Raw genomic sequence first — 19,319 nt, forward strand, 5'->3', positions numbered from 1 at the left:
CGTCACCGATCGGAGGATCGTGATGATGCTGGTGACCGCCATCATCAAGCCGTTCGCACTGGAGAACGTCCGTGCCGGACTCGAGCGTCTGGACATCGCCGGGATGACCGTCAGCGAGTCGTCGGGGTACGGCAGGCAGCGCGGCCATACCGAGGTCTACCGGGGTGCGGACTACCACGTCGATCTCGTGCCCAAGGTGCGCGTCGAGGTGGTCGTCGACGACGGCGCCGTGGAGCAGGTGATCGAGGCCGTGTCGGGCGCCGCCCGCACGGGCAAGATCGGTGACGGCAAGGTGTGGGTCACACCTGTCGACACCGTCGTGCGGGTCCGCACCGGCGAGCGGGGTGCCGACGCGCTGTGAGTGCCCTGGCTGTGGCGTCGGGAGACGCGGGGGACCTGGTCCGGGCGAAAGCCGTGCTGCTGGACCCGGGGGTGGGCAAGCGCAGGCTCGGGCCCGAGGCGCTGCGCACGGCGCTGGTGGACCTGCACGACTTCTGGCTGTCGTCGCGGGCGGCGTCCATCGGGCTGACCGACCGCGCGGCGCTCATCGCCGTCGGAGCGCTGGGCCGCCGTGAGCTGGCCCCGTGGTCGGACCTCGACCTGGTGCTGCTGCACGACGGCCGCAAGGACGTCGAGCGGCTGGCCGAGCAGCTGTGGTACCCGCTGTGGGACGCGGGGATCGGCCTCGACCACTCGGTGCGCACCCCGGGTCAGGCCGTCCAGGTGGCGGCCACCGACCTGCGTGCCGCGTTCGGGCTGCTGGAGGCCCGGCACATCGCGGGCGACACCGCGCTCTCGGACAAGGTGCGCGCCGCGGTGCGGCAGGCGTGGCGGGCCGGCATCCGCGGCCGCTTCGACGAGCTCGCCGACTCCGCCCAGGAGCGCTGGCGGAAGGTCGGTGACGTCGCGCACCGGGTGGAGCCGGACCTGAAGAGCGGGCACGGCGGGCTGCGCGACATCCAACTGCTCGACGCGCTGGCCGCCGCCCAGCTCGTCGACCGTCCGGGCGCCGAGGTGGGGGAGGCCCGCAGGCTGCTGCTGGACGTCCGCACCGAACTGCACCGGCTCGCCGGGCGGCCCCGAGACGTGCTGCGGGCGCAGGACGCCGACGAGGTGGCGGCCGCGCTGGAGATCTCCGACCGGTTCGAGCTCGCGCGGGCCCTGTCCGGCGCGGCCCGGTCGGTGGCGTTCGCCGCCGAGGTGGGGCTGCGTTCCGCGCGCAGCGCCCTGCCGCGGCGCGGTCTGGCCGCGTTGCGGCGCGCTCCCGTGCGGCGTCCGCTGGACAGCGGCGTCGTCGAGCACGGCGGCGAGGTGGCGCTCGCCCGCGACGCCGTGGCTCCCCGTGATCCCGGGCTGGTGCTGCGGGTGGCGGCCACCGCGGCCCGCACCGGCCTGCCGATCGCCGCCGGCACGCTGCACCGGCTCGCCGACACCGCCCCCGAGCTGCGCGAGCCGTGGCCACCGTCGGCGCTGGGCGAGCTGCTCTCGCTACTGGGCACCGGGCGTCAGCTCGTGGACGTGGTGGAGGCGCTGGACCGCACCGGGCTGTGGGGGCGGCTGTTCCCCGAGTGGGGCGCGGTGCGCGACCTGCCGCCGCGCGACCGTGCGCACGTGTGGACCGTCGACCGGCACCTCGTCGAGGCCTGCGCCCAGGCTGCCCGGCTCACCACCCGCGTGGCGCGCCCGGACCTGTTGCTCGTCGGCGCGCTGATCCACGACATCGGCAAGGGGCGCAACGGCGACCACTCGGTCGTCGGGGAGTCGCTGGCCCTGCAGGTGGGCAGGCGACTCGGCTTCCCCGACACGGACGTGGCCGTGCTGGGTCAGGTGGTGCGACACCACCTGCTGCTGCCGCACACGGCCACCCGGCGCGACCTCGACGACCCGGCCACGATCACCCGCGTCGTCGAGACGCTGGAGGGCAGCGGGCTCGTCCTCGACCTGCTGGAGTCCCTCGCCGAGGCCGACGCGCTCGCCACCGGCCCGGGGGTCTGGAGCCCGTGGAAGCAGACCCTGATCCAGGACCTGGTACGCCGCTGCCGGGCCCTGCTGGCCGGGGAGCCGCTGCCGGCGCCCGCCGCACTGAGCGCCGACGCCGCGGAGCTCGCCGGTGCCGTCGCCGACGACGGGCAGCCGCAGATCCGGCTCGACGACCGCGCCGACCCGGCCACCGTCATCGTGGCGGTGCCGGACGGCCCGAGGGCCCTGTCGGCCGCTGCCGGTGTGCTGGCGCTGCACTCCCTGGAGGTGCACGCGGCCGAGCTGCCGTCCGCCGAGCAGGCGGCCGTCGTCACCTTCACCGTCTCCCCGCGCTTCGGCGGGCTGCCCGACCCGGCGCTCCTGCGGTCGGACCTGATCCGGGTGCTCGACGGCGGTCTCGCGCTGGCCGACGCGCTGGCGCGCAAGGAGCGCGACTACGCCCCGATCAGCCCGAGCGGGGAACCGCCGGCCCCGCCCCGGGTGCTGTGGTTCGACGACGAGGCCACCGGGGCCGTGGTGCTGGAGCTGCGTGGCACCGACCGGATCGGCCTCCTGCACCACGTGGCCGCCGCGCTGGAGGAATGCAGCGCCGACCTGAGATGGGCCAGGGTGGCCACGTTGGGTGCGTCCGTCGTCGACTCGTTCTGCCTCGCCGGGCCGGGCACCGGGGGAGCGCTGAGCACGGCGGAGCGCCGCAAGATCGAGCGGGCGGTGCTCGCGGCGGCGGGGTAGCGCCCCCGAATTGCGGCAAAGCCACGTTGCCGCAACGTGGTTGCATGAACGTGGCTTTGCTGCAACGGGACGGCCGCCGGGCCCACGGGGGGCGGGCGATCGGAACGAACCACCCGGAACGGACGTTGACCTCTCGTGACGAGAGCGAGCTCGACCGCCGCACCGGCCGCCGCAGCCCCCACACCGGCCGCCCCGCCCGTGCGCCTCGCCCTGCCCGGTCGCACGCTGCTGCTCGTGGCAGGCATCCCGGGAGCGGGGAAGTCAACCCTGCTCGCCGGGCTGCCCGCCGACCGGGGCCGCGCCGTGCTCGACTCCGAGACCCAGCGCGTGGCGCTGCGGCGCCTCCTGGGCGTGCTGCCCTACGCCTGGTACCGGCCACTGGTGCACCTGCTGCACCGGTTGGCCGTGCTCACCGCGGCCGTCTCGGCCACGCCCACGGTGGTCGTCCACCTGCCCGCCACCGACCAGCGCACCCGCGCGGTACTCGCCCGGCTCGCGGCAGCCACCGGGCGCAGCGCGCACCTGCTCTGGATGCACGTCGACCCGGACGAGGCCCGGCGGGGGCAGTGCGAACGGGGCCGGATGGTGCCCGAGCGCTCCTTCGCCGGGCACGCGCACCGGGCCTCGTCCGCCACTGCCGAGCTCCTCGCGGGCGTGCCCGCGGGCTGGGAGAGCGTCACGGTGCTCGACCGGGCAGCGGCCGCCGGCGGCCTGCGGCTGGACACCGGGCGAGCCCAACAGAGTTAGGCCGTGTTGAGGAAGTACTGATCGATGGGCTTCGTGATCCAGATCGTTCCTGGCAAGGCGCCGCCCCGAGCCGTCGTACCTGGCGTACCCGGTCGGGGCGGCAACGCCGCCAGGGACGATCTGGGCGCGAAGACCGCGATCAGGGGCTTTCTCAACACGGCCTGGTGCCGGGCCGCTGGGTCCGGCCCGGCACCGGGTCAGGCGGTGAGAGCGCTGCGCACCGACGTCCAACCGGCGAGCGCCGCGCGGACGTCCGCGTGGGTCTCCTCGCGCAGCGCCTGTTCGTGGGCCTGGTCGAGCACGTCGTCGATCAGCACCCGCCTGCCGCTCTCGGCCGACCGCACGGCCGCCTCCACCATGGCGAGGCTCAGCACGTTCTCGTGCACCTCGCCCATCGGGGTGCTGCCGGTGCGCAGTGCCTCGGCGAACACCTGGAGCGCCCCCGCGATGCCCGAGTACGGCGACGGTGACCGTTCCGCGGGCAGCACGTCGGCGTCGAGCACCGGTCCGGTGTCGCCGTCCCACCGGGCCGAGCCCTTCTCACCGCTCACCCGCCACACGCCGTTCCAGGAGGTCTCGGCGCCGGGGCTGCACCAGCTTCCGGTGTAGACGTAGCGGATGCCGCCCTCCATCTCGAACACGGCCGTGGCGGCGGCCGCCCCGTCGTACCAGCTCCACGACGGGTTGTACGCCTCGCAGTAGGCCGCGACCGGCTCGGCGCCGAGGACGAACCGGGCCGAGTCGAAGGGGTGGATCGCCATGTCGACGAGCAGCGGATGCGCCATCTCCTCGCGGAACCCGCCGAACCGTGGCGCCCGGAAGAACTCGGTGGTGAGCGTCCCGAGCGCGCCGAGGTCCGCCGCCATGGCCCGCAGCGCGAACAGCTGCGGGTTCCACCGCCGCGACTGGCTCACCATGAACAGCTCGCCGGTCACCTCGGCCGCCGCGGCCAGCGACAGCGCCTGCGCCAGCGTCGCGGCCACGGGCTTCTCCCCGAGCACGGCCAGGCCGGCGAAGAGCGCCGCGGTGGTGACGGGGTGGTGGGCCTCCGGGACCGTCGCGTCGACCACGGCGTGGGCGCCCGTGGCGGCGGCGAGGGCGACCGCGTCGGCGCCGACCGGGAGGTCGGGCCACCCCGCGGCGGCGGTGGCCGACCGGGCGGCATCGAGGTCGATGTCGGCGACGGCCACCAGCTCGACGTCGGGCGCGGCGACGATGGTCGAGAGCCACGCCCGGCCCATGCTGCCCGCCCCGGCCAGCACCACCCGCAGCGGCTCGTCGCCCGGGATCGTGCGGTGGGTCATTCGATCGGCCCCGCGTAGGACCGGCCGGTGAAGAACTCGCCGGTCTCGTAGCGCAGCAGCTCCGGCTGGGCCCGCTCGGCCCGGTCGGTGCGCGCCCACTGCACGCCGTTGGCGATCACCCGGCGGACGTCGCGGTGGTGGTAGGTGGGGAAGTCCTGGTCGCCGGGGCGGAAGTAGAAGATCTTCCCGTGGCCGCGGCGGAACGTGCAGCCGCTGCGGAACACCTCGCCACCGCTGAACGAGCTGACGAAGACCAGCTCGTCGGGGGCCGGGATGTCGAAGAACTCCCCGTACATCTCGTCCTCGTCGATGATCAACGGGTGGGGCACGCCCTGGGCGATCGGGTGCGTGGGGTCGACCGTCCAGATCAGCTCGCGGTCGTGCTCGCTGCGCCACCGCAGGGTGCAGCTGGTGCCCATCAGCTTCATGAAGATCTTCGACCAGTGCCCGGAGTGCAGCACCACGAGACCCATGCCCGACAGGACGTGCCGGTGCACGCGCTCCACCACCTCGTCGGCCACCTCGGAGTGGGCGGCGTGCCCCCACCAGGTGAGCACGTCGGTCTCCGCCAGCACCTCCTCGGTGAGGCCGTGCTCGGGGTCGTCGAGGGTGGCGGTGCGGACGGCGCAGCCGTCTCCCAGGTTCTCGGTGATGCCCTCGGCGATCGTCGTGTGCATCCCCTGCGGGTAGATCTTCGCGACGTGCTCCTCGATCTGCTCGTGGCGGTTCTCCCCCCACACGGTCACGCGGATGGGGGCGGAGGACGGGTCGGTCACAGCCGGTTCTGCCTTTCGTCGTCGGGACACTCGGGCATGCGGGTCATTTGACGGCGCCGCTGGTCACGCCGGCGGCGACGAAGCGCTGCGCCACCACCAGCAGCACCACGGCGGGGAGGGACGCGAGGACGGCGGTGGCCATCACCGCGCTCCAGTCGTTCACGTAGGTCCCGATGTACTGGTAGAGCCCCAGCGTCACGGGCCGGACGTCCTCGGTGGTGGTGAGCGTCAGTGCGAACAGGAAGTCGCTCCAGGTGAACAGGAAGGTGAAGAGCGCGGCCGTGATCAGGGCGTTGCGGCTCATCGGCAGCACCACCGAGACGAACGCGCGGATCTGACCTGCGCCGTCCACCCGCGCGGCCTCGATCACCTCGGCCGGGATGCTGCCGAGGAACGCCCGCATGATCAGGATCGCGAACGGGATGCCGAGCGTGGAGTCGGCGAGGATCAGCCCGGGGATCGAGTTCAGCAGGCCGAGGTCGTTGTAGGCGCTGTAGAGGGCGTTCGCCACGACGATCCCCGGGATCATCTGGCTGATCAGGATCGCGAACAGCACCACGCCTGCCCCGCGCACCTTGAACTGCGCGAGTGCGTAGGCCGCCGGGGTGGCGACGAGCAGGCTGAACACCACGCTGCCCACCGCGACGACGAGGCTGGTCGCCAGGTGGCCACCCTGCTCGCGCACCGCGGTGGCGTACCCGTCGAAGCTCAGGTGGAGGGGCAGCCACGGGGTGCCGACCGCGGAGCCGCTGGGCTGCAGCGAGACGTTGACCATCCAGTAGACGGGGAACAGCATCACGGCGAGGATCAGGATCCCGACCACCGTGTTCCCCCACGAGCGCCGGGCGCGCCGGCCTGCGATCACTGCCATGACGGCCTCACCCCTGTCCGGCGCGCCGGTTGGCACGCAGGTAGAAGAGCGCGAACACCAGCGAGATGACGATCAGGACGTTGCCGAGCGCGGCGCCCTGGCCGAACCGGAACTCCTGGAAGGACAGGTGGTAGGACTGCGTGGCGATCGTCTGGGTGGCGTTGGCGGGGCCGCCGCCGGTGAGCCCGAGGATGATGTCGAGCACCTTGATCGTGTAGACGACGCCGAGCACCAGCACGACGTTCACCACCGGCCGCAGCAGCGGCCAGGTGACGTGCCGGAAGGCCCGCCAGCCGGTGGCTCCGTCCAGGGCCGCCGCCTCGTAGAGCTCCTGGGGGACGTCCTGCAGACCCCCGTAGAGGATCGTGGTGTTGAACGGGATCCCCACCCAGATGTTCACGACGATCACCGCGATCAGCGCCAGCGACGTGCTCGTGAGCCAGCCCGGGTTCTCCCCGATGAGGCCCACCCCGCCGAGGAACCGGTTGAGCGCGCCGTTGTCCTGGTCGAGGATCCAGCGCCAGACGGCGCCGGACACGATCAGCGGCATCAGCCACGGCAGGAGCAGCAGGGAGCGCAGCACCCCGCTGAGCGGGAAGCGGCGCTGGAAGAACACCGCGATCGCCAGTCCGATCACGAACTGCCCCGCGATCGACCCGACGGTGAACAGCACCGTGTTGACCAGCGCCTGGTTGAACACCGCGGACGTCAGCACCGCCACGTAGTTGTCGAACCCCACCCAGGGCGCCTCGCCCGTGTAGAAGGTGGCCGTCGTGTACTCCTGGAACGCCATCACGGCGTTCTGCACCACGGGGTAGCCGAAGAAGAGCAGCAGGTAGGCCACGGCGGGGAGCAGGAACCCCAGCTGGAGCAACCGCTCCCGCCCCCGCGGCGACCACCACCCCGCGCGACCGGGCCGGTCGGTGCCGGCCGCGGCGCCCGGTGCCGGCGGATCCGGGGCCACCACCGTCAGGAGCGGCGGGCGGGCGGTCGTGCCGCCCGCCCGGCCCTCCTCAGCCATTCTGGGCCTGTCGCAGAGCGGCGTCCGGGGTGGCGCCGCCGGTGATGGCGCTCTGGACGGCCGTGTAGATCTTGGTGGCGGCGGCGGGCCAGTCCGCCCCGAGCTTGCCGGTGCGCGCCCGCGCGGTCTTCACCTGCTCGGTGAACGCGGCCATCGTCGGGGCCTGCGCGACGAAGCCGTCGAGCAGCGCGGTCTTCGTCGGCACGGAGCTGCGCTCCGTGGCGAGGTCCATCTGCGTGGCGTCCGAGTTCAGGCACGCGACGATCTCCGCGGCCTTCTTCTGGCGTGCCTCGTCGCCGGTGCGGGGGAGGGTCCAGGTCTCGCCGCCGAGCGGGGCGACCTCGGTGGCGCCGGCGTGGGGGACCGGGATCGGCACAACGCCGTACTTCAGGTCGGGGGCCTTCTGGGCCAGCGCGGGGAACTGCCACGGACCGTTGATCATCATGGCCGCCTTGCCCGCGCCGAACTGCTCGTTGACGTCGGCCTGCGTCCAGTTGACCACCGACCTCGACGCGGACCCCGACGTCACGAGGTCGACCCACAGCTGCAGGGCCTGGGCCACCTGCGGGCTCGCGATGTTCGTCTCGTCCCCGCCGTTGGACCACATGAACGGCAGGAACTGCCAGGTGCCCTCGTAGTTGGCCGGCGCGCTGAACGCGAGCCCGTACCGGTCGCCGGAGGTGAGCTTCGCGGCTGCCGCCTTCAGCTCGTCCCAGGTCTTCGGGGGTGTCACACCGGCCGCGGCCAGCATGTCCTCGTTGTAGAAGAGGCCGATGGTGTTGGTCACCGGCTGCATCCCGTAGACCTTGCCCTCGTAGGTCGAGGCGCTGACGATGCCGTCGGCGTAGCCGTCCGTGGAGAGGCCGAAGTCGGTGATCGGGGAGAGCGCTCCGGTCGCCGCGATCTGCTGGAGGTCGGGGTTGTCGAGCATCAGGACGTCGGGGAGCGTCCGGGACGACGCCTGCTGCAGGACCTTGGCGATCAGCGAGGCGCCGGGCACGGCCTCGCGCTGAATCGTCACGCCCGCCTGCTGCCCGCAGGCGTTGAGGAGATCGGCGTACACCGTGTTCTCCGGCTCGTTGTTGTAGTAGTCGAGAACGCGGAGGCTGGTCACGGGGCCACCGGAGTCGCCGGCCCCGCCTCCGCCGCAGGCGGCGAGGGTCGCCGCGGTCGCCAGTGCGGTGGCGGTCGCCAGCGCGGTCCTGCCCAGTCGTGCTCCTCGTCGAGCCATGTCTGGTCCTCTCGTCGATGCCGTCCGCGGGGGCGGCGTACATCCTTCGGTTCAGTTGTCGACCTGCGGTGCTGCTGTCGATACGTATCGATTGCGCCCATCGGAACCGGTGTGGCCGCGGTGGGTGGTCAGGAAGGGGGCAGGGTGGTTCTTCGGCGGGTCAGGCGCGGGGAGATGAGCTGCACGAGCTCGGACGGCGGTTCCTGATCCGGGTCGAGGAGCTGGAACAGGGTCTGCATGGCCCGGCGCGACACGTCCCGTGGTTCGAGCGACACGTTGGTGACGGCGGGCGTGACGGCCTCGGCGGCGACGTCGGGCCACAGCGCGACGAGGGACAGGTCGCGACCCGGGACGAGCCCGCGGTCGAGCAGGGCCTGCAGCACCGGTTGGACCGCCTGCGAGTTCGGCACGACCACGCCCGGCCGGTCGCCGCCCGCGGCGAGCACCTGCTCCACGACCGCTTCGATGCCGGCCCGGTCCGACGGCACCGGTGCCACGACGTGCAGCGCCACCCGGCGGGCATCGGCGGCGGCGGCCGCTCCGCGGTGGAACCGCCGGACGAAGTTGACGTCGCGCTTCACCACCTCGGCCGGATGGCCGACGACCACGATCCGGTCGTGCCCGATCCCGGCCAGCTCGTCCACCGCCATGCGCCCGGCCAGCGGGAAATCCAGGTCGACGCAGTGCAGCCCGGCACTGTCGTCGGGAACGCCGATGAGGATCACCGGCACGCGCAGCGCCGCGGCCACCGGGATCCGGGCGTCGTCGGCCTCGATGTCCATCATCACGATGGCGTCGCACAGCGACCGTCCGGCCAGCCGTTCGAGGCCTGCCGACCCCTCGTCCGCGGTGACGAGGAGGACGTCGTGGTCGGCCGCCCGCGCGCAGGAGGCGATCGTCTCGATGAAGGGCAGCAGCCCCGTGGTGTCGACACCCGGGGCGAACGGCACGACGAGGCCGATCACCTGGGTGCGCTGGCTCGCGAGCGCCCTGGCGCCCGCGTTCGGCTGGTAGGTGAGCTGTTCGATCGCCGCCTCGACCCGCCGGCGCGTCTCGGCCGAGATCGGCCGCCGGCCGCTCATCACGTAGGAGACCGTGCTCTGGGAGACCCCGGCGGCCCGGGCGACGTCCCTGCTGGTCACCATCGCGGCGTCGCCCCCCAGTGGTGTCGATACGCATCGACAGCAGCGTGACGGTAGCGAGAGATCACGGGGGAGGGCAAGACCCGCATCGTCGTCGAAACCGATCGCCCCGGCCGCGGGCGTCCACCACCATTCGGGCTCGTGGACCACGCGTTCGTTCCCGGCCTGCACCTGTCGCGGCGGTACTACGACGACGCGGTGGAGCCGTTGCTCCGCAGGTACGTCGGCCACATCGCGCACACCGCCGCCCGCATCGGGAGCGGCTCGGAGGTGCTCGGCTTCGACACCCCGCGCTCTGCCGACCACGAGTGGGGGCCGCGGCTACAGGTGTTCCTGCATCCGGCCGACGCGGACCGGTACGCGGAGAAGATCGTCGAGATGTTGGCCGACCGCCTGCCCGCGACCTTCCTCGGCTACCCCACCCACTTCGTGCCGACGGAGAACGAGCAGGTCCGGCGCATGGCGGCCACCGAAGGGCCGGTCCACCACCGGGTCGAGGTCACCGATCTCGGCACCTGGTTCTCCCGGCACCTGGGGTTCGACCCACGTCGTGCCGTCACCGTGGCCGACTGGCTGGCCACCCCCACGCAGGCACTGGCCGAGGCGAGCGCAGGAGTGGTGTTCCACGACGGACTCGCCCAGCTCGTCGCGGCCCGCTCCCGGCTGGCGTGGTACCCGCCGGACGTGTGGCGCCACGTCCTGGCCTGCCAGTGGCAGCGCATCTCCCAGGAGGAGGCCTTCGTCGGGCGGTGCGGCGAGGTCGGCGACGAGCTCGGCTCGGCCGTCGTCGGCGCTCGCCTGGTCCGTGACCTGATGCGCCTGTGTCTCCTGATGGGTCGCAGCTACCCGCCCTACAGCAAATGGCTGGGCAGCGCCTTCGCCCGGCTCGGCTGTGCGCCGGGCCTCACGCCCACGCTCACCGCGGCACTGGCCGCCACCGGATGGCGGGACCGGGAGCAGCACCTCGCCCGCGCCTACGAGGACATCGCCGGCATGCACAACCGGCTGGGGCTCACCGAACCGGTGGACCCGGCCACCCGGCCCTATCACGAACGGCCGTTCCGGGTGCTGCGCGCCGAGCGCTTCGCCGCCGCTCTCGTCGCCGGCATCAGCGCTGCGGAGATCCGGTCCCTGCCCGTGGTGGGTGCGATCGACCAGTACGTCGACAGCACCGACGTGCTGTCCGACCGCCGCCGGTGCCGGGCCGCGGCTCGGGCCGTGCTCACCACGCCCGAGGCATCCGAGGCCCGCTGACGCGGCGGCGGCCGTCCGCAGTCAGGCCGCCCGGGCCACCCGGCGCAGCTGGGCCGCGAGGTAGGGGCGGGCGCGGCGCTGACCACCGCGCTCGACGATGGCTCGGTCCAGGGAGCGCAGGGCCCGGGCGACGGCGTCGGCGTCGGGCCGCCAGCCGCGACGCTCGCACTCCGCGACCCAGTCGGTGGGGCTGCGGTGCCCGCGTTCCCGGTTGCAGCGCGCGCACGCGACCACCTCGTTCTCGAGCCAGGACGGGCCGCCCTTGACCTTCGGGACGAGGTGGTCGGTGGTGGCGCGGACGAGGCCGGTGCACTCGCGGCGGCACCACACGCAGCGGGGGCCGTCGCGCTCCACGGCGCTGCGCAGCCGCTCCTGGCGTCCGGTTCGAGCGGTCATCACCTCGAGTGTCCGCCGCCGCGGCGCGCGGCGCACGGGACGGGCGAGGCGCCCCGACCCACCGAGGGGTCTCCACGGCGCTCCGGTGCAGCGCGGGTGACCATCGCCCCAGTAGGCTGGGCCGGGTGTTCGACACCCTCTCCGAGCGCCTCAGCGGCACCCTGGCCAACCTGCGTGGCAAGGGGCGGCTCTCCGACGCCGACATCGATGCCACCGCGCGCGAGATCCGCATCGCGCTGCTGGAGGCCGACGTCGCGCTGCCGGTGGTCCGCGGCTTCATCGCGCGGGTCAAGGAGCGGGCCAAGGGTGCGGAGGTCTCCGGCGCGCTGAACCCCGCCCAGCAGGTCGTCAAGATCGTCAACGACGAGCTCGTGACGATCCTCGGCGGCGAGACCCGGCGTCTGCGGCTGGCCAAGGAGCCGCCGAGCGTGATCATGCTGGCCGGTCTCCAGGGCTCCGGCAAGACCACGCTGGCCGGGAAGCTGGCCCACTGGCTCAAGGGGCAGGGGCACACCCCCCTCCTCGTCGCGTGTGACCTCCAGCGGCCCAACGCGGTCACCCAGCTGCAGATCGTCGGCGAGCGGGCCGGCGTCACCACGTTCGCCCCCGAACCGGGCAACGGCGTCGGCGACCCGGTGGACGTCGCCCGCCGCGGCGTCGCCCACGCCCGCGAGAAGATGTTCGACGTCGTCATCGTCGACACCGCGGGCCGCCTCGGCGTCGACGAGGAGCTGATGCGGCAGGCCGCCGACATCCGCGACGCCACCCGGCCCGACGAGACGCTGTTCGTCGTCGACGCCATGATCGGTCAGGACGCCGTGGCCACCGCGGAGGCGTTCCGCGACGGCGTGGGCTTCAGCGGCGTGGTGCTCACCAAGCTCGACGGCGACGCCCGCGGTGGCGCGGCGCTGTCGGTGCGCGAGGTCACCGGCGAGCCCATCCTCTTCGCGTCCAGCGGTGAGAAGCTCGCCGACTTCGACGTCTTCCACCCCGACCGGATGGCCAGCCGCATCCTGGGGATGGGCGACCTGCTCACGCTGATCGAGCAGGCCGAGTCGGCGTTCGACGAGGAGCAGACGGCCAAGGCCGCCGCCAAGATCAGCACGGGGGAGCTCACCCTCGAGGACTTCCTCGAGCAGATGCTCGCCGTGCGCAAGATGGGGCCGATCGGCAACATCCTCGGCATGCTCCCCGGGGCCAACGCCGGGCAGATGAAAGACGCGCTCGCCCAGGTCGACGACAAGCACCTCGACAAGCTGCAGGCCATCATCCGCGGCATGACCCCGGGGGAGCGGGCTGACCCGAAGATCATCAACGGGTCGCGCCGGCTGCGCATCGCCAACGGGTCCGGGGTGTCCGTCACCGACGTGAACGAGCTGGTCAACCGGTTCTTCGAAGCACGCAAGATGATGAAGCAGATGGCCGGGCAGTTCGGTTTCGGCGGTGGCCGCAGCGCCACCCGCAAGCAGGCCAAGGGGCGCAAGGGCAAGAAGGGCAAGGGGCGCGGTCCCTCCTCGCCCCGTCCGGCCCTGCCCGCCGGCTTCGGCGGCGCCGCTCCCGACCTCTCGGGTCTGCCGCCGTCGTTGCGCCAGCTCCCGCCGGGGCTCGACCAGCTCCCGCCCGGCTTCGACCCGAGCAAGCTGAAGTTCCCGAAGGGGAAGTAGCCCGTGTACCGGCTGCGGGGGGTGCTCCTGGGTCCGGGAGGGGCCGGCGACGAGCAGTCCGTCGAGCTGTTCGTCGACGCGGCGGGTGTGCTCGTGGAGCACATCCCCGGCGCGGAGACGCTGATCGACGGCGGGTACATCGTGCCGGGGCTCGTCGATGCGCACTGCCACATCGGGCTCGGCTCGGCAGGCGCCGTCGGGCTCGAGGAGGCCGACGCCCAGGCCCGCACCGACCGCGACGCCGGCACGCTGCTGATCCGCGACTGCGGCTCACCGCTCGACACCACCCCGTTGCAGGTCCGCGACGACCTGCCGGAGATCATCCGCGCCGGGGTGCACATCGCCCGTCCGAAGCGCTACATCCCCGGTGTCGCCGCCGAGCTCGACGACCCGGCGCTGCTGCCGGACGTGGTCGCCGAGCAGGCTGCGGCCGGGGACGGCTGGGTGAAGCTGGTGGGCGACTGGATCGACCGGTCCGTCGGCGACCTCGCGCCGGTGTGGCCCGACGACGTGCTGGTCGCCGCGGTCGAGGCGGCTCACGCCGCGGGGGCCAGGGTCACGGCCCACGTGTTCGGGGCCGACGCCCTCCCGGGCCTGATCCGGTCCGGTATCGACTGCATCGAGCACGGTCCCGGGCTCACCGACGACCTCATCGCGGAGATGGCGGCACGCGGCACTGCACTGGTCCCCACCATGATCAACATCGACACGTTCCCCGGCATCGCCGACATGGCCGGCAGGTACCCGACCTACGCGGCGCACATGCGGAAGCTGCACGCCGGAGCCGTGGGGGTCGTGCAGCGGGCCGTCGAGGCCGGGGTGCCCGTCTACGCCGGCACGGACGCGGGTGGCGGGATCGAGCACGGACGCCTCGCCGACGAGATCGTCGCCCTGCACGGAGCGGGGATGTCCGCCGTCGACGCGCTCGGCGCGGCGAGCTGGTCGGCCCGGCGCTGGCTCGGCCGCTCGGCTGTGCAACCGGGGGCGCGCGCCGACCTCGTCGTCTACCGGTCCGACCCGCGCGCCGACCTCGCGGTCCTGCGCGAACCCGCCCTCGTGATGCTGCGCGGCCGCCCGGTGCACGCCGGCGGCTGAACCCGGTGCGCGCCGGTGCGGCGCAACCGTGTCCACCACCCACAGCTTTGGGGCGACGCCCCCTGCCCAGGGCCGGTAGCGTCGGGTGGGTGGGAGCAGCGGAGGGGAACGAGCCGTCAGAGGAGCGTCCGAGAGATCCGGACGCCGTCGGCTCGAGCGATACCGGCCCGGCACGCGCGGGGTCGGCCGACGACGGCCCGAGCGACATCGGCTCGCCGAGCAGCGCGGCCGGCACTCCGCCCACCAGCGACCCGCCCACCAGCGACCCGGACGGCGCGAGTCCGACCGACAGCGGGGCCGGCCCCGGCCCTGTCGACGGCGGCCCGGCAGGCGGCGGCAACGGCAGCGGTCCCCACAGCAGCGGCTCGAACGGCAGCGGCCCGAACGGCAGCAACGGTGCCGGTTCGAACGGCCATGGCACGGCGGTGGGCTCCCCCTGGAGCGCGCCGGAGTGGTCCCCGCGGCCTCCGGAGCCGGCCCCGGGCGCGGCGGCACCTGCTGCGCCGGGTGCCGCGCTCACGTATCCGGCCCCACCGGCCGAACCTGTCGCCCGTCCTGAGGGCCCCGGCGCCTACGCCCCGGGCGGCCCCGGCCCGTACCCGCCCGGTCCGCCTCCGCCGGGCCCGCACCCGTGGGAGCTGTACCCCCCGGGCGGCTACCCCCAGGGCGGCTACCCGGCGAACGCCTTCCCTCCGGGGCCCTACCCCGGTGCCCTGCCGCCGGGTCCTCCGCCGGCGGGGCCGGCGGCCACGCACCCCGCGGGCCGGGCGCGCGGCCCCTTCCCGGTCCGCACCCACCGGTGGGGCCTCGGCGCCTACGTGCTCGTCGAAGCCGTGTTCCTGCTCACCTCCGTGCTGGTCGGCTGGGCCGTGCTCGGGGACGTGCCGATGGTCGGCAGCCTCATCATCGCGCTGGCGGTGCCCACCGTGCTCGCGGCCGGCACGGCGGTGCTGATCACCGTGCTGAGGGGCAACGGCCCGCGGGTCGACCTGCACCTGCAGTGGTCGTGGCGCGATGTCGGACTGGGCCTCGCGTTCGGGCTGGGCGGCCTCGCCGTGACGATCCCGGCGTCGCTCGTGTACGTCTCGATCGTCGGGCAGGACGCCAGCTCGGCGGTCGGTGACGTCTTCGGCTCGATCAGGACCGGCCCGGTGCTCGCCGTGGTCGTGCTGGTCATCGTGGTGTTCCTCGCGCCGCTGTGCGAGGAGATCGTCTACCGCGGGCTGCTGTGGGGCGGGGTCGAGCGGCTGGCGAACCGCTGGGTGGCCTTCGCCGTGACCACCCTGCTGTTCGCGATGGCCCACTTCGAGTTCACGCGGACGCCGCTGCTGCTCGTGGTCGCGATCCCGATCGCGGTGGCGCGCCTCTACTCGGACAGGCTGCTCCCCAGCATCGTCGCCCACCAGGTCAACAACCTGCTGCCCGGCGTCGTGCTGATGCTCGGGCTGCTGGGGGTCATGCCGACCGGGTGACGGCCGTACGGGCGGATCGGACGGCTCCCTGCGTCGCGGCGCCAGTGCGTCTGGCAGAATGGTGGATCGGCTCTGCGGCTGGCCCTCTACCGTGCCGCGGCCACCACACGTCGACGAAGCGCAGCCCGTAACCCCACGCGAGCCGCGCGGACTCACCCGAAGCACCATGATCCGCGAGGAGCACCCACCAGCGTGGCCGTCAAGATCAAGCTGATGCGACTGGGCAAGATCCGTCAGCCGTACTACCGCATCGTCGTGGCCGACGCCCGCAACCGCCGCAGCGGCCGGGCCATCGAGACCATCGGCAAGTACCACCCGAAGAACGAGCCGAGCCTGATCGAGGTCGACTCCGAGCGGGCGCAGTACTGGCTCGGTGTGGGTGCGCAGCCCACCGACCCGGTGCAGCACCTGCTGGAGATCACCGGCGACTGGCAGAAGTTCAAGGGCCTGCCCGGCACCGAGGGCACCCTGAAGCCGCAGAAGGAGAAGGTCGACCGGCTCGCGCGCTTCCAGGCGGCCCTCGCCGCGGCGGGCGAGGAGCCCACCACCGAGGCCACCACGCCGCGCAAGCGCGGGGACCGCCGGCCGAAGGCCGACTCCGCCGAGGGTGAGGCCACCTCGGCCACTGAGGCCACCGAGTCGTGAGTGTCCTCGCGGACGCGCTCGACCACCTCGTCCGGGGCATCGTCGACCACCCGGACGACGTGCAGGTGGAGCTCGTCACCACACGCCGGGGACGCACCCTCGAGGTTCGGGTGCACCCGGAGGACCTCGGCAAGGTGATCGGCCGGGGCGGCCGCACGGCCACCGCGCTCCGCACCGTCGTCGGGGGTATCGGAGGCCGGGGCGTGCGGGTCGATGTCGTCGACACCGACCGGTAACGGCACCCGGCACGACTCCGGCACCACCGAGCTGCTCGTGGGTGTCGTCGCCCGGGCCCACGGCCTGCGCGGCGAGCTCGTCGTCGACGTGCACACCGACTCACCGGACGAACGGTTCGCCCCCGGCGCCGTGCTCACCGCACGACGCGCCGGGGTTCCGGACGGCCCGCTCACCGTCGAGTCCGCCCGGCCGCACTCGGGGAGGCTCCTCGTGCGCTTCGTCGAGGTGCCGGACCGCAACGCGGCCGAGGCGATGCGTGGTGCCCGGCTGCTGATCAGCACCGACGCCGTGGCACCGCCCACGGATCCGGACGAGTTCCACGTCCACCAGCTCGAGGGTCTGCGGGCCGAGCTGGAGGACGGCTCCGTCGTGGGGACGGTCCGTGAGGTGATCTACGGCCCGGGTGGGGAGCTGCTCGTGCTGGCCCGTCCCGACCTGCCGGACGCGCTCGTGCCGTTCGTGCGCCCGATCGTGCCCACCGTCGACCTGGACGGCGGGCGCGTGGTGCTCACCCCACCCGAGGGCCTGCTCGACGTGACCTGACCTCCTCATCGCTTTCTGCTTCCTCCCAGCGGGGTGGCACCGCCGACGTTCGACGTCCGCGGTGCCACCCCGCTGTCGTTTCCAAACTGTCAACCAGGGTTGACAACGCCGCCACTGTCAACGTAGGTTGACACTCATGACGGATGCGACACAGGTCGCGGCGGCGGCGTCCAGCAGGGACCCGGCCGTCGGGTTGGCGGCGGTGGCGTCCCTGCGTGGGCTGCTGGAGTCGTTGGAGGAGCTGCAGGTCACCAACGCCCGGGCGCAGGGCTGGTCCTGGCAGCAGATAGCGGACGTGCTGCGGGTGAGCAGGCAGGCCGTCCACAAGAAGTACCGCCGGTTCGGGTTCTGAGGGGAGCGGAGATGTTCGAACGTTTCACGGAGAAGGCGCGCCTGGTGGTGGTCGGCGCGCAGGAGCAGGCGAGAGAGCGCGGGGCGGACGCCATCCGCAGCGAGCACCTGTTGGCTGCATTGTTCGCCGTACCGGACAACCTGGCCATCACCGTCCTCGGAGCGCTCGGCGTCGACCGCGACGTCGTGGAGGCCGAGGTCGGGAAGCTGCGACCGGACGGCACCCCGGTCCCCGACGCCGAGGCACTGGCCACGCTCGGCATCGACCTCGACGAGGTGCGCCGCCAGGTGGAGGAGGCCTTCGGCCCCGGGGCGCTGGACCGGACCCGGGCTGCGGCGGGCCGTCGCCCGAGGGGGCACATCCCGTTCGACCGCACGGCGAAGAAGGTGATGGAGCTCGCCCTGCGCGAGGCGTTGCGCCTCAAGCACAACTACATCGGCACCGAGCACATCCTGCTCGGCATGCTGCATTCCGCCACCGGGGCCGCGCACGACATCCTCGTCTCGCGGGGAGTGCGGCAGGACGCCACGCGGATCATCGTCGAGGAGCTTGTCCGCGGCCGCCGGGCGGGCTGACCCGCCGCGTACGGTGCCCGGGTGCGGATCGACGTCGTCACCATCTTCCCGGCCTACCTCGCGCCCCTGCGGGAGGCGTTGCTGGGCCGGGCGATCGGGGCCGGGCTCGTCGACCTGGCGGTGCACGACCTGCGGAGCTGGACCCGCGACGTCCACCAGGCCGTGGACGACTCCCCGTACGGCGGCGGTCCCGGGATGGTGATGCGCCCCCAGGTGTGGGGGCAGGCGCTCGACGACGTGCTGGCGCAGAACGGTCCGGCGCGGCTGGTGGTGCCCACCCCGGCCGGCCGGCCGTTCACCCAGGCCACCGCGGAGGCCTGGGCCACCGAGCCGCGCCTGGTGTTCGCCTGCGGCCGCTACGAGGGGATCGACCAGCGGGTGATGGACGACGCCGCCACCCGGATGCCCGTCGACGAGGTGAGCATCGGGGACTACGTCCTCGTCGGCGGCGAGGCGGCCGTGCTGGTGATGGTCGAGGCGATCGTGCGCCTGCTGCCCGGGGTGCTCGGCAACCCGGAGTCCGCGCAGCAGGACTCCTTCTCCGACGGCCTCCTGGAGGGACCCTCCTACACCCGGCCCGTGAGCTGGCGCGGGCTCGACGTCCCCGAGGTGCTGCGCAGCGGCAACCACGCCCTGATCGCGCGCTGGCGCCGTGACCGCGCCCTCGAACGCACGGCGGCGCGACGCCCCGATCTGCTCGCCGCCCTGCCCGAGGATGCGCTCGACGACGCCGACCGAGCGTTCCTCGCCCGCATCTCGGACGGGTGATTTCACCGTGCCGGATCGCGTCTGGCACTATGGACGGGTTGCCAGCGCTCGACGACTCGTCGAGCCCGTCGGCGCCACCAGACCTGACAGTGGGAACGGCGCCCCCGCACGACCGCTATCACGGACCGAGGACGGATCTTCGCGATGAACACCCTGGACGCCCTGGACGCACAGCAGCTGCGCTCCGACATCCCCGCCTTCCGGCCGGGGGACACGCTCAAGGTGCACGTGAAGGTCGTCGAGGGCACTCGCTCGCGCATCCAGGTGTTCCAGGGCGTCGTCATCCGACGCCAGGGTGCCGGGGTGCGGGAGACCTTCACGGTCCGCAAGGTGTCGTTCGGCGTGGGCGTGGAGCGCACTTTCCCGGTGCACTCGCCGAACCTCGACAAGATCGAGCTGTTCACCCGCGGTGACGTCCGCCGGGCGAAGCTCTACTACCTCCGTGAGCTCCGCGGCAAGGCCGCGAAGATCAAGGAGAAGCGCGAGACACCGTCCGCGTCCTGACCACACCGGT

At 73.2% G+C, this 19,319-nt stretch carries 21 protein-coding genes; 14 read left to right on the forward strand and 7 right to left on the reverse strand.

Going from position 1 to position 19,319, the window contains the following annotated elements:
• Positions 1–22: 22 nt before the first annotated feature.
• The 3 genes from ACQPZA_RS08640 (at position 23) to ACQPZA_RS08650 (ending at position 3,459) form a co-directional block, all read left to right on the forward strand.
• Complete coding sequence (locus ACQPZA_RS08640) at positions 23–361, forward strand: P-II family nitrogen regulator (RefSeq protein WP_169399559.1); 339 nt, start codon at positions 23–25, stop codon at positions 359–361.
• Entirely contained in the window at positions 358–2,712 is a 2,355-nt protein-coding gene (locus tag ACQPZA_RS08645) for a [protein-PII] uridylyltransferase (protein WP_433279740.1), read from the forward strand. Before ACQPZA_RS08640 ends, ACQPZA_RS08645 begins: the two co-directional genes overlap by 4 nt.
• Positions 2,713–2,847: 135 nt before the next feature.
• Complete coding sequence (locus ACQPZA_RS08650) at positions 2,848–3,459, forward strand: AAA family ATPase (RefSeq protein ID WP_312859498.1); 612 nt, start codon at positions 2,848–2,850, stop codon at positions 3,457–3,459.
• A gap of 197 nt (positions 3,460–3,656) precedes the next feature.
• Here the strand turns inward: ACQPZA_RS08650 and ACQPZA_RS08655 are convergent, their stop codons facing one another.
• From ACQPZA_RS08655 to ACQPZA_RS08680, 6 genes are all read right to left on the reverse strand, one after another.
• Entirely contained in the window at positions 3,657–4,763 is a 1,107-nt protein-coding gene (locus ACQPZA_RS08655; RefSeq protein WP_433279741.1) for a Gfo/Idh/MocA family protein, read from the reverse strand.
• On the reverse strand, positions 4,760–5,539 hold the full coding sequence (locus ACQPZA_RS08660; RefSeq protein ID WP_169399562.1) for a ThuA domain-containing protein: 780 nt from the start codon (positions 5,537–5,539) through the stop codon (positions 4,760–4,762). Before ACQPZA_RS08660 ends, ACQPZA_RS08655 begins: the two co-directional genes overlap by 4 nt.
• A 43-nt stretch (positions 5,540–5,582) precedes the next feature.
• On the reverse strand, positions 5,583–6,410 hold the full coding sequence (locus tag ACQPZA_RS08665; RefSeq protein ID WP_169399563.1) for a carbohydrate ABC transporter permease: 828 nt from the start codon (positions 6,408–6,410) through the stop codon (positions 5,583–5,585).
• A 7-nt stretch (positions 6,411–6,417) separates the two neighbouring features.
• Positions 6,418–7,431, reverse strand: a complete 1,014-nt coding sequence (locus ACQPZA_RS08670; protein WP_433279742.1) for a carbohydrate ABC transporter permease — start codon at positions 7,429–7,431, stop codon at positions 6,418–6,420.
• Positions 7,424–8,662, reverse strand: coding sequence for an ABC transporter substrate-binding protein (locus tag ACQPZA_RS08675; protein WP_433279743.1), 1,239 nt, complete (start codon positions 8,660–8,662; stop codon positions 7,424–7,426). Before ACQPZA_RS08675 ends, ACQPZA_RS08670 begins: the two co-directional genes overlap by 8 nt.
• Positions 8,663–8,790: 128 nt before the next feature.
• Positions 8,791–9,807 carry a LacI family DNA-binding transcriptional regulator gene (locus ACQPZA_RS08680; RefSeq protein WP_433279744.1) on the reverse strand — a complete coding sequence of 339 codons (1,017 nt, stop codon included), beginning with the start codon at positions 9,805–9,807 and terminating at the stop codon, positions 8,791–8,793.
• Positions 9,808–9,945: 138 nt separating this feature from the next.
• Here ACQPZA_RS08680 and ACQPZA_RS08685 point away from each other — a divergent pair, with 138 nt between their 5' ends.
• Positions 9,946–11,058 carry a DUF4037 domain-containing protein gene (locus tag ACQPZA_RS08685; protein ID WP_433279745.1) on the forward strand — a complete coding sequence of 371 codons (1,113 nt, stop codon included), beginning with the start codon at positions 9,946–9,948 and terminating at the stop codon, positions 11,056–11,058.
• A gap of 21 nt (positions 11,059–11,079) precedes the next feature.
• On the opposite strand, the gene ACQPZA_RS08690 is transcribed toward ACQPZA_RS08685, so the two are convergent.
• Positions 11,080–11,454: an HNH endonuclease gene (locus ACQPZA_RS08690; RefSeq protein WP_433279746.1), complete on the reverse strand. Its 375-nt coding sequence runs from the start codon at positions 11,452–11,454 to the stop codon at positions 11,080–11,082.
• Positions 11,455–11,579: 125 nt separating this feature from the next.
• On the opposite strand from ACQPZA_RS08690, the gene ffh reads away from it, so the two are divergent.
• The 10 genes from ffh to rplS all read left to right on the forward strand — a co-directional run bounded on the left by ffh (position 11,580) and on the right by rplS (position 19,309).
• On the forward strand, positions 11,580–13,118 hold the full coding sequence (gene ffh, locus ACQPZA_RS08695; protein ID WP_169399568.1) for a signal recognition particle protein: 1,539 nt from the start codon (positions 11,580–11,582) through the stop codon (positions 13,116–13,118).
• A gap of 3 nt (positions 13,119–13,121) precedes the next feature.
• A complete protein-coding gene (locus tag ACQPZA_RS08700; RefSeq protein WP_433279747.1) occupies positions 13,122–14,213 on the forward strand; it encodes an amidohydrolase family protein in 1,092 nt (363 codons plus the stop codon).
• A gap of 89 nt (positions 14,214–14,302) precedes the next feature.
• Positions 14,303–15,685, forward strand: coding sequence for a lysostaphin resistance A-like protein (locus ACQPZA_RS08705; protein WP_433279748.1), 1,383 nt, complete (start codon positions 14,303–14,305; stop codon positions 15,683–15,685).
• Between the two features lie 192 nt (positions 15,686–15,877).
• Positions 15,878–16,330, forward strand: coding sequence for a 30S ribosomal protein S16 (rpsP, locus tag ACQPZA_RS08710; RefSeq protein ID WP_169396506.1), 453 nt, complete (start codon positions 15,878–15,880; stop codon positions 16,328–16,330).
• Positions 16,327–16,566: an RNA-binding protein gene (locus ACQPZA_RS08715; protein WP_169396507.1), complete on the forward strand. Its 240-nt coding sequence runs from the start codon at positions 16,327–16,329 to the stop codon at positions 16,564–16,566. Before rpsP ends, ACQPZA_RS08715 begins: the two co-directional genes overlap by 4 nt.
• Positions 16,544–17,110, forward strand: a complete 567-nt coding sequence (rimM, locus tag ACQPZA_RS08720) for a ribosome maturation factor RimM (RefSeq protein ID WP_433279749.1) — start codon at positions 16,544–16,546, stop codon at positions 17,108–17,110. Before ACQPZA_RS08715 ends, rimM begins: the two co-directional genes overlap by 23 nt.
• Before the next feature lie 136 nt (positions 17,111–17,246).
• Positions 17,247–17,462 (forward strand): helix-turn-helix domain-containing protein, encoded by a 216-nt coding sequence (locus tag ACQPZA_RS08725; RefSeq protein WP_169396509.1) that lies wholly within the window; start codon positions 17,247–17,249, stop codon positions 17,460–17,462.
• Positions 17,463–17,473: 11 nt separating this feature from the next.
• The gene (locus ACQPZA_RS08730; protein ID WP_433279750.1) at positions 17,474–18,037 is read left to right on the forward strand and encodes a Clp protease N-terminal domain-containing protein; all 564 of its coding nucleotides are present in this window, start codon (positions 17,474–17,476) and stop codon (positions 18,035–18,037) included.
• A gap of 21 nt (positions 18,038–18,058) precedes the next feature.
• Positions 18,059–18,805 (forward strand): tRNA (guanosine(37)-N1)-methyltransferase TrmD, encoded by a 747-nt coding sequence (trmD, locus tag ACQPZA_RS08735; protein ID WP_433279751.1) that lies wholly within the window; start codon positions 18,059–18,061, stop codon positions 18,803–18,805.
• A gap of 144 nt (positions 18,806–18,949) precedes the next feature.
• The gene (rplS, locus tag ACQPZA_RS08740) at positions 18,950–19,309 is read left to right on the forward strand and encodes a 50S ribosomal protein L19 (protein ID WP_433279752.1); all 360 of its coding nucleotides are present in this window, start codon (positions 18,950–18,952) and stop codon (positions 19,307–19,309) included.
• The last annotated feature ends 10 nt before the right edge of the window (positions 19,310–19,319 follow it).

It is taken from the genome of Pseudonocardia xinjiangensis (assembly GCF_050948425.1).
In the GTDB taxonomy this organism is placed as follows: Bacteria; Actinomycetota; Actinomycetes; order Mycobacteriales; family Pseudonocardiaceae; genus Pseudonocardia; species Pseudonocardia xinjiangensis.

What these genes read in the sequence shown, in the direction of transcription:
- ACQPZA_RS08640 (WP_169399559.1), top strand. Translation starts at nt 23, where the DNA reads ATGATGCTGGTGACCGCCATCATCAAGCCGTTCGCACTGGAGAACGTC.
- ACQPZA_RS08655 (WP_433279741.1), bottom strand. Translation starts at nt 4,763, where the DNA reads ATGACCCACCGCACGATCCCGGGCGACGAGCCGCTGCGGGTGGTGCTG.
- ACQPZA_RS08665 (WP_169399563.1), bottom strand. Translation starts at nt 6,410, where the DNA reads ATGGCAGTGATCGCAGGCCGGCGCGCCCGGCGCTCGTGGGGGAACACG.
- ACQPZA_RS08670 (WP_433279742.1), bottom strand. Translation starts at nt 7,431, where the DNA reads ATGGCTGAGGAGGGCCGGGCGGGCGGCACGACCGCCCGCCCGCCGCTC.
- ACQPZA_RS08675 (WP_433279743.1), bottom strand. Translation starts at nt 8,662, where the DNA reads ATGGCTCGACGAGGAGCACGACTGGGCAGGACCGCGCTGGCGACCGCC.
- ACQPZA_RS08680 (WP_433279744.1), bottom strand. Translation starts at nt 9,807, where the DNA reads ATGGTGACCAGCAGGGACGTCGCCCGGGCCGCCGGGGTCTCCCAGAGC.
- ACQPZA_RS08690 (WP_433279746.1), bottom strand. Translation starts at nt 11,454, where the DNA reads ATGACCGCTCGAACCGGACGCCAGGAGCGGCTGCGCAGCGCCGTGGAG.
- rimM (WP_433279749.1), top strand. Translation starts at nt 16,544, where the DNA reads ATGTCGTCGACACCGACCGGTAACGGCACCCGGCACGACTCCGGCACC.
- ACQPZA_RS08725 (WP_169396509.1), top strand. Translation starts at nt 17,247, where the DNA reads ATGACGGATGCGACACAGGTCGCGGCGGCGGCGTCCAGCAGGGACCCG.
- ACQPZA_RS08730 (WP_433279750.1), top strand. Translation starts at nt 17,474, where the DNA reads ATGTTCGAACGTTTCACGGAGAAGGCGCGCCTGGTGGTGGTCGGCGCG.
- rplS (WP_433279752.1), top strand. Translation starts at nt 18,950, where the DNA reads ATGAACACCCTGGACGCCCTGGACGCACAGCAGCTGCGCTCCGACATC.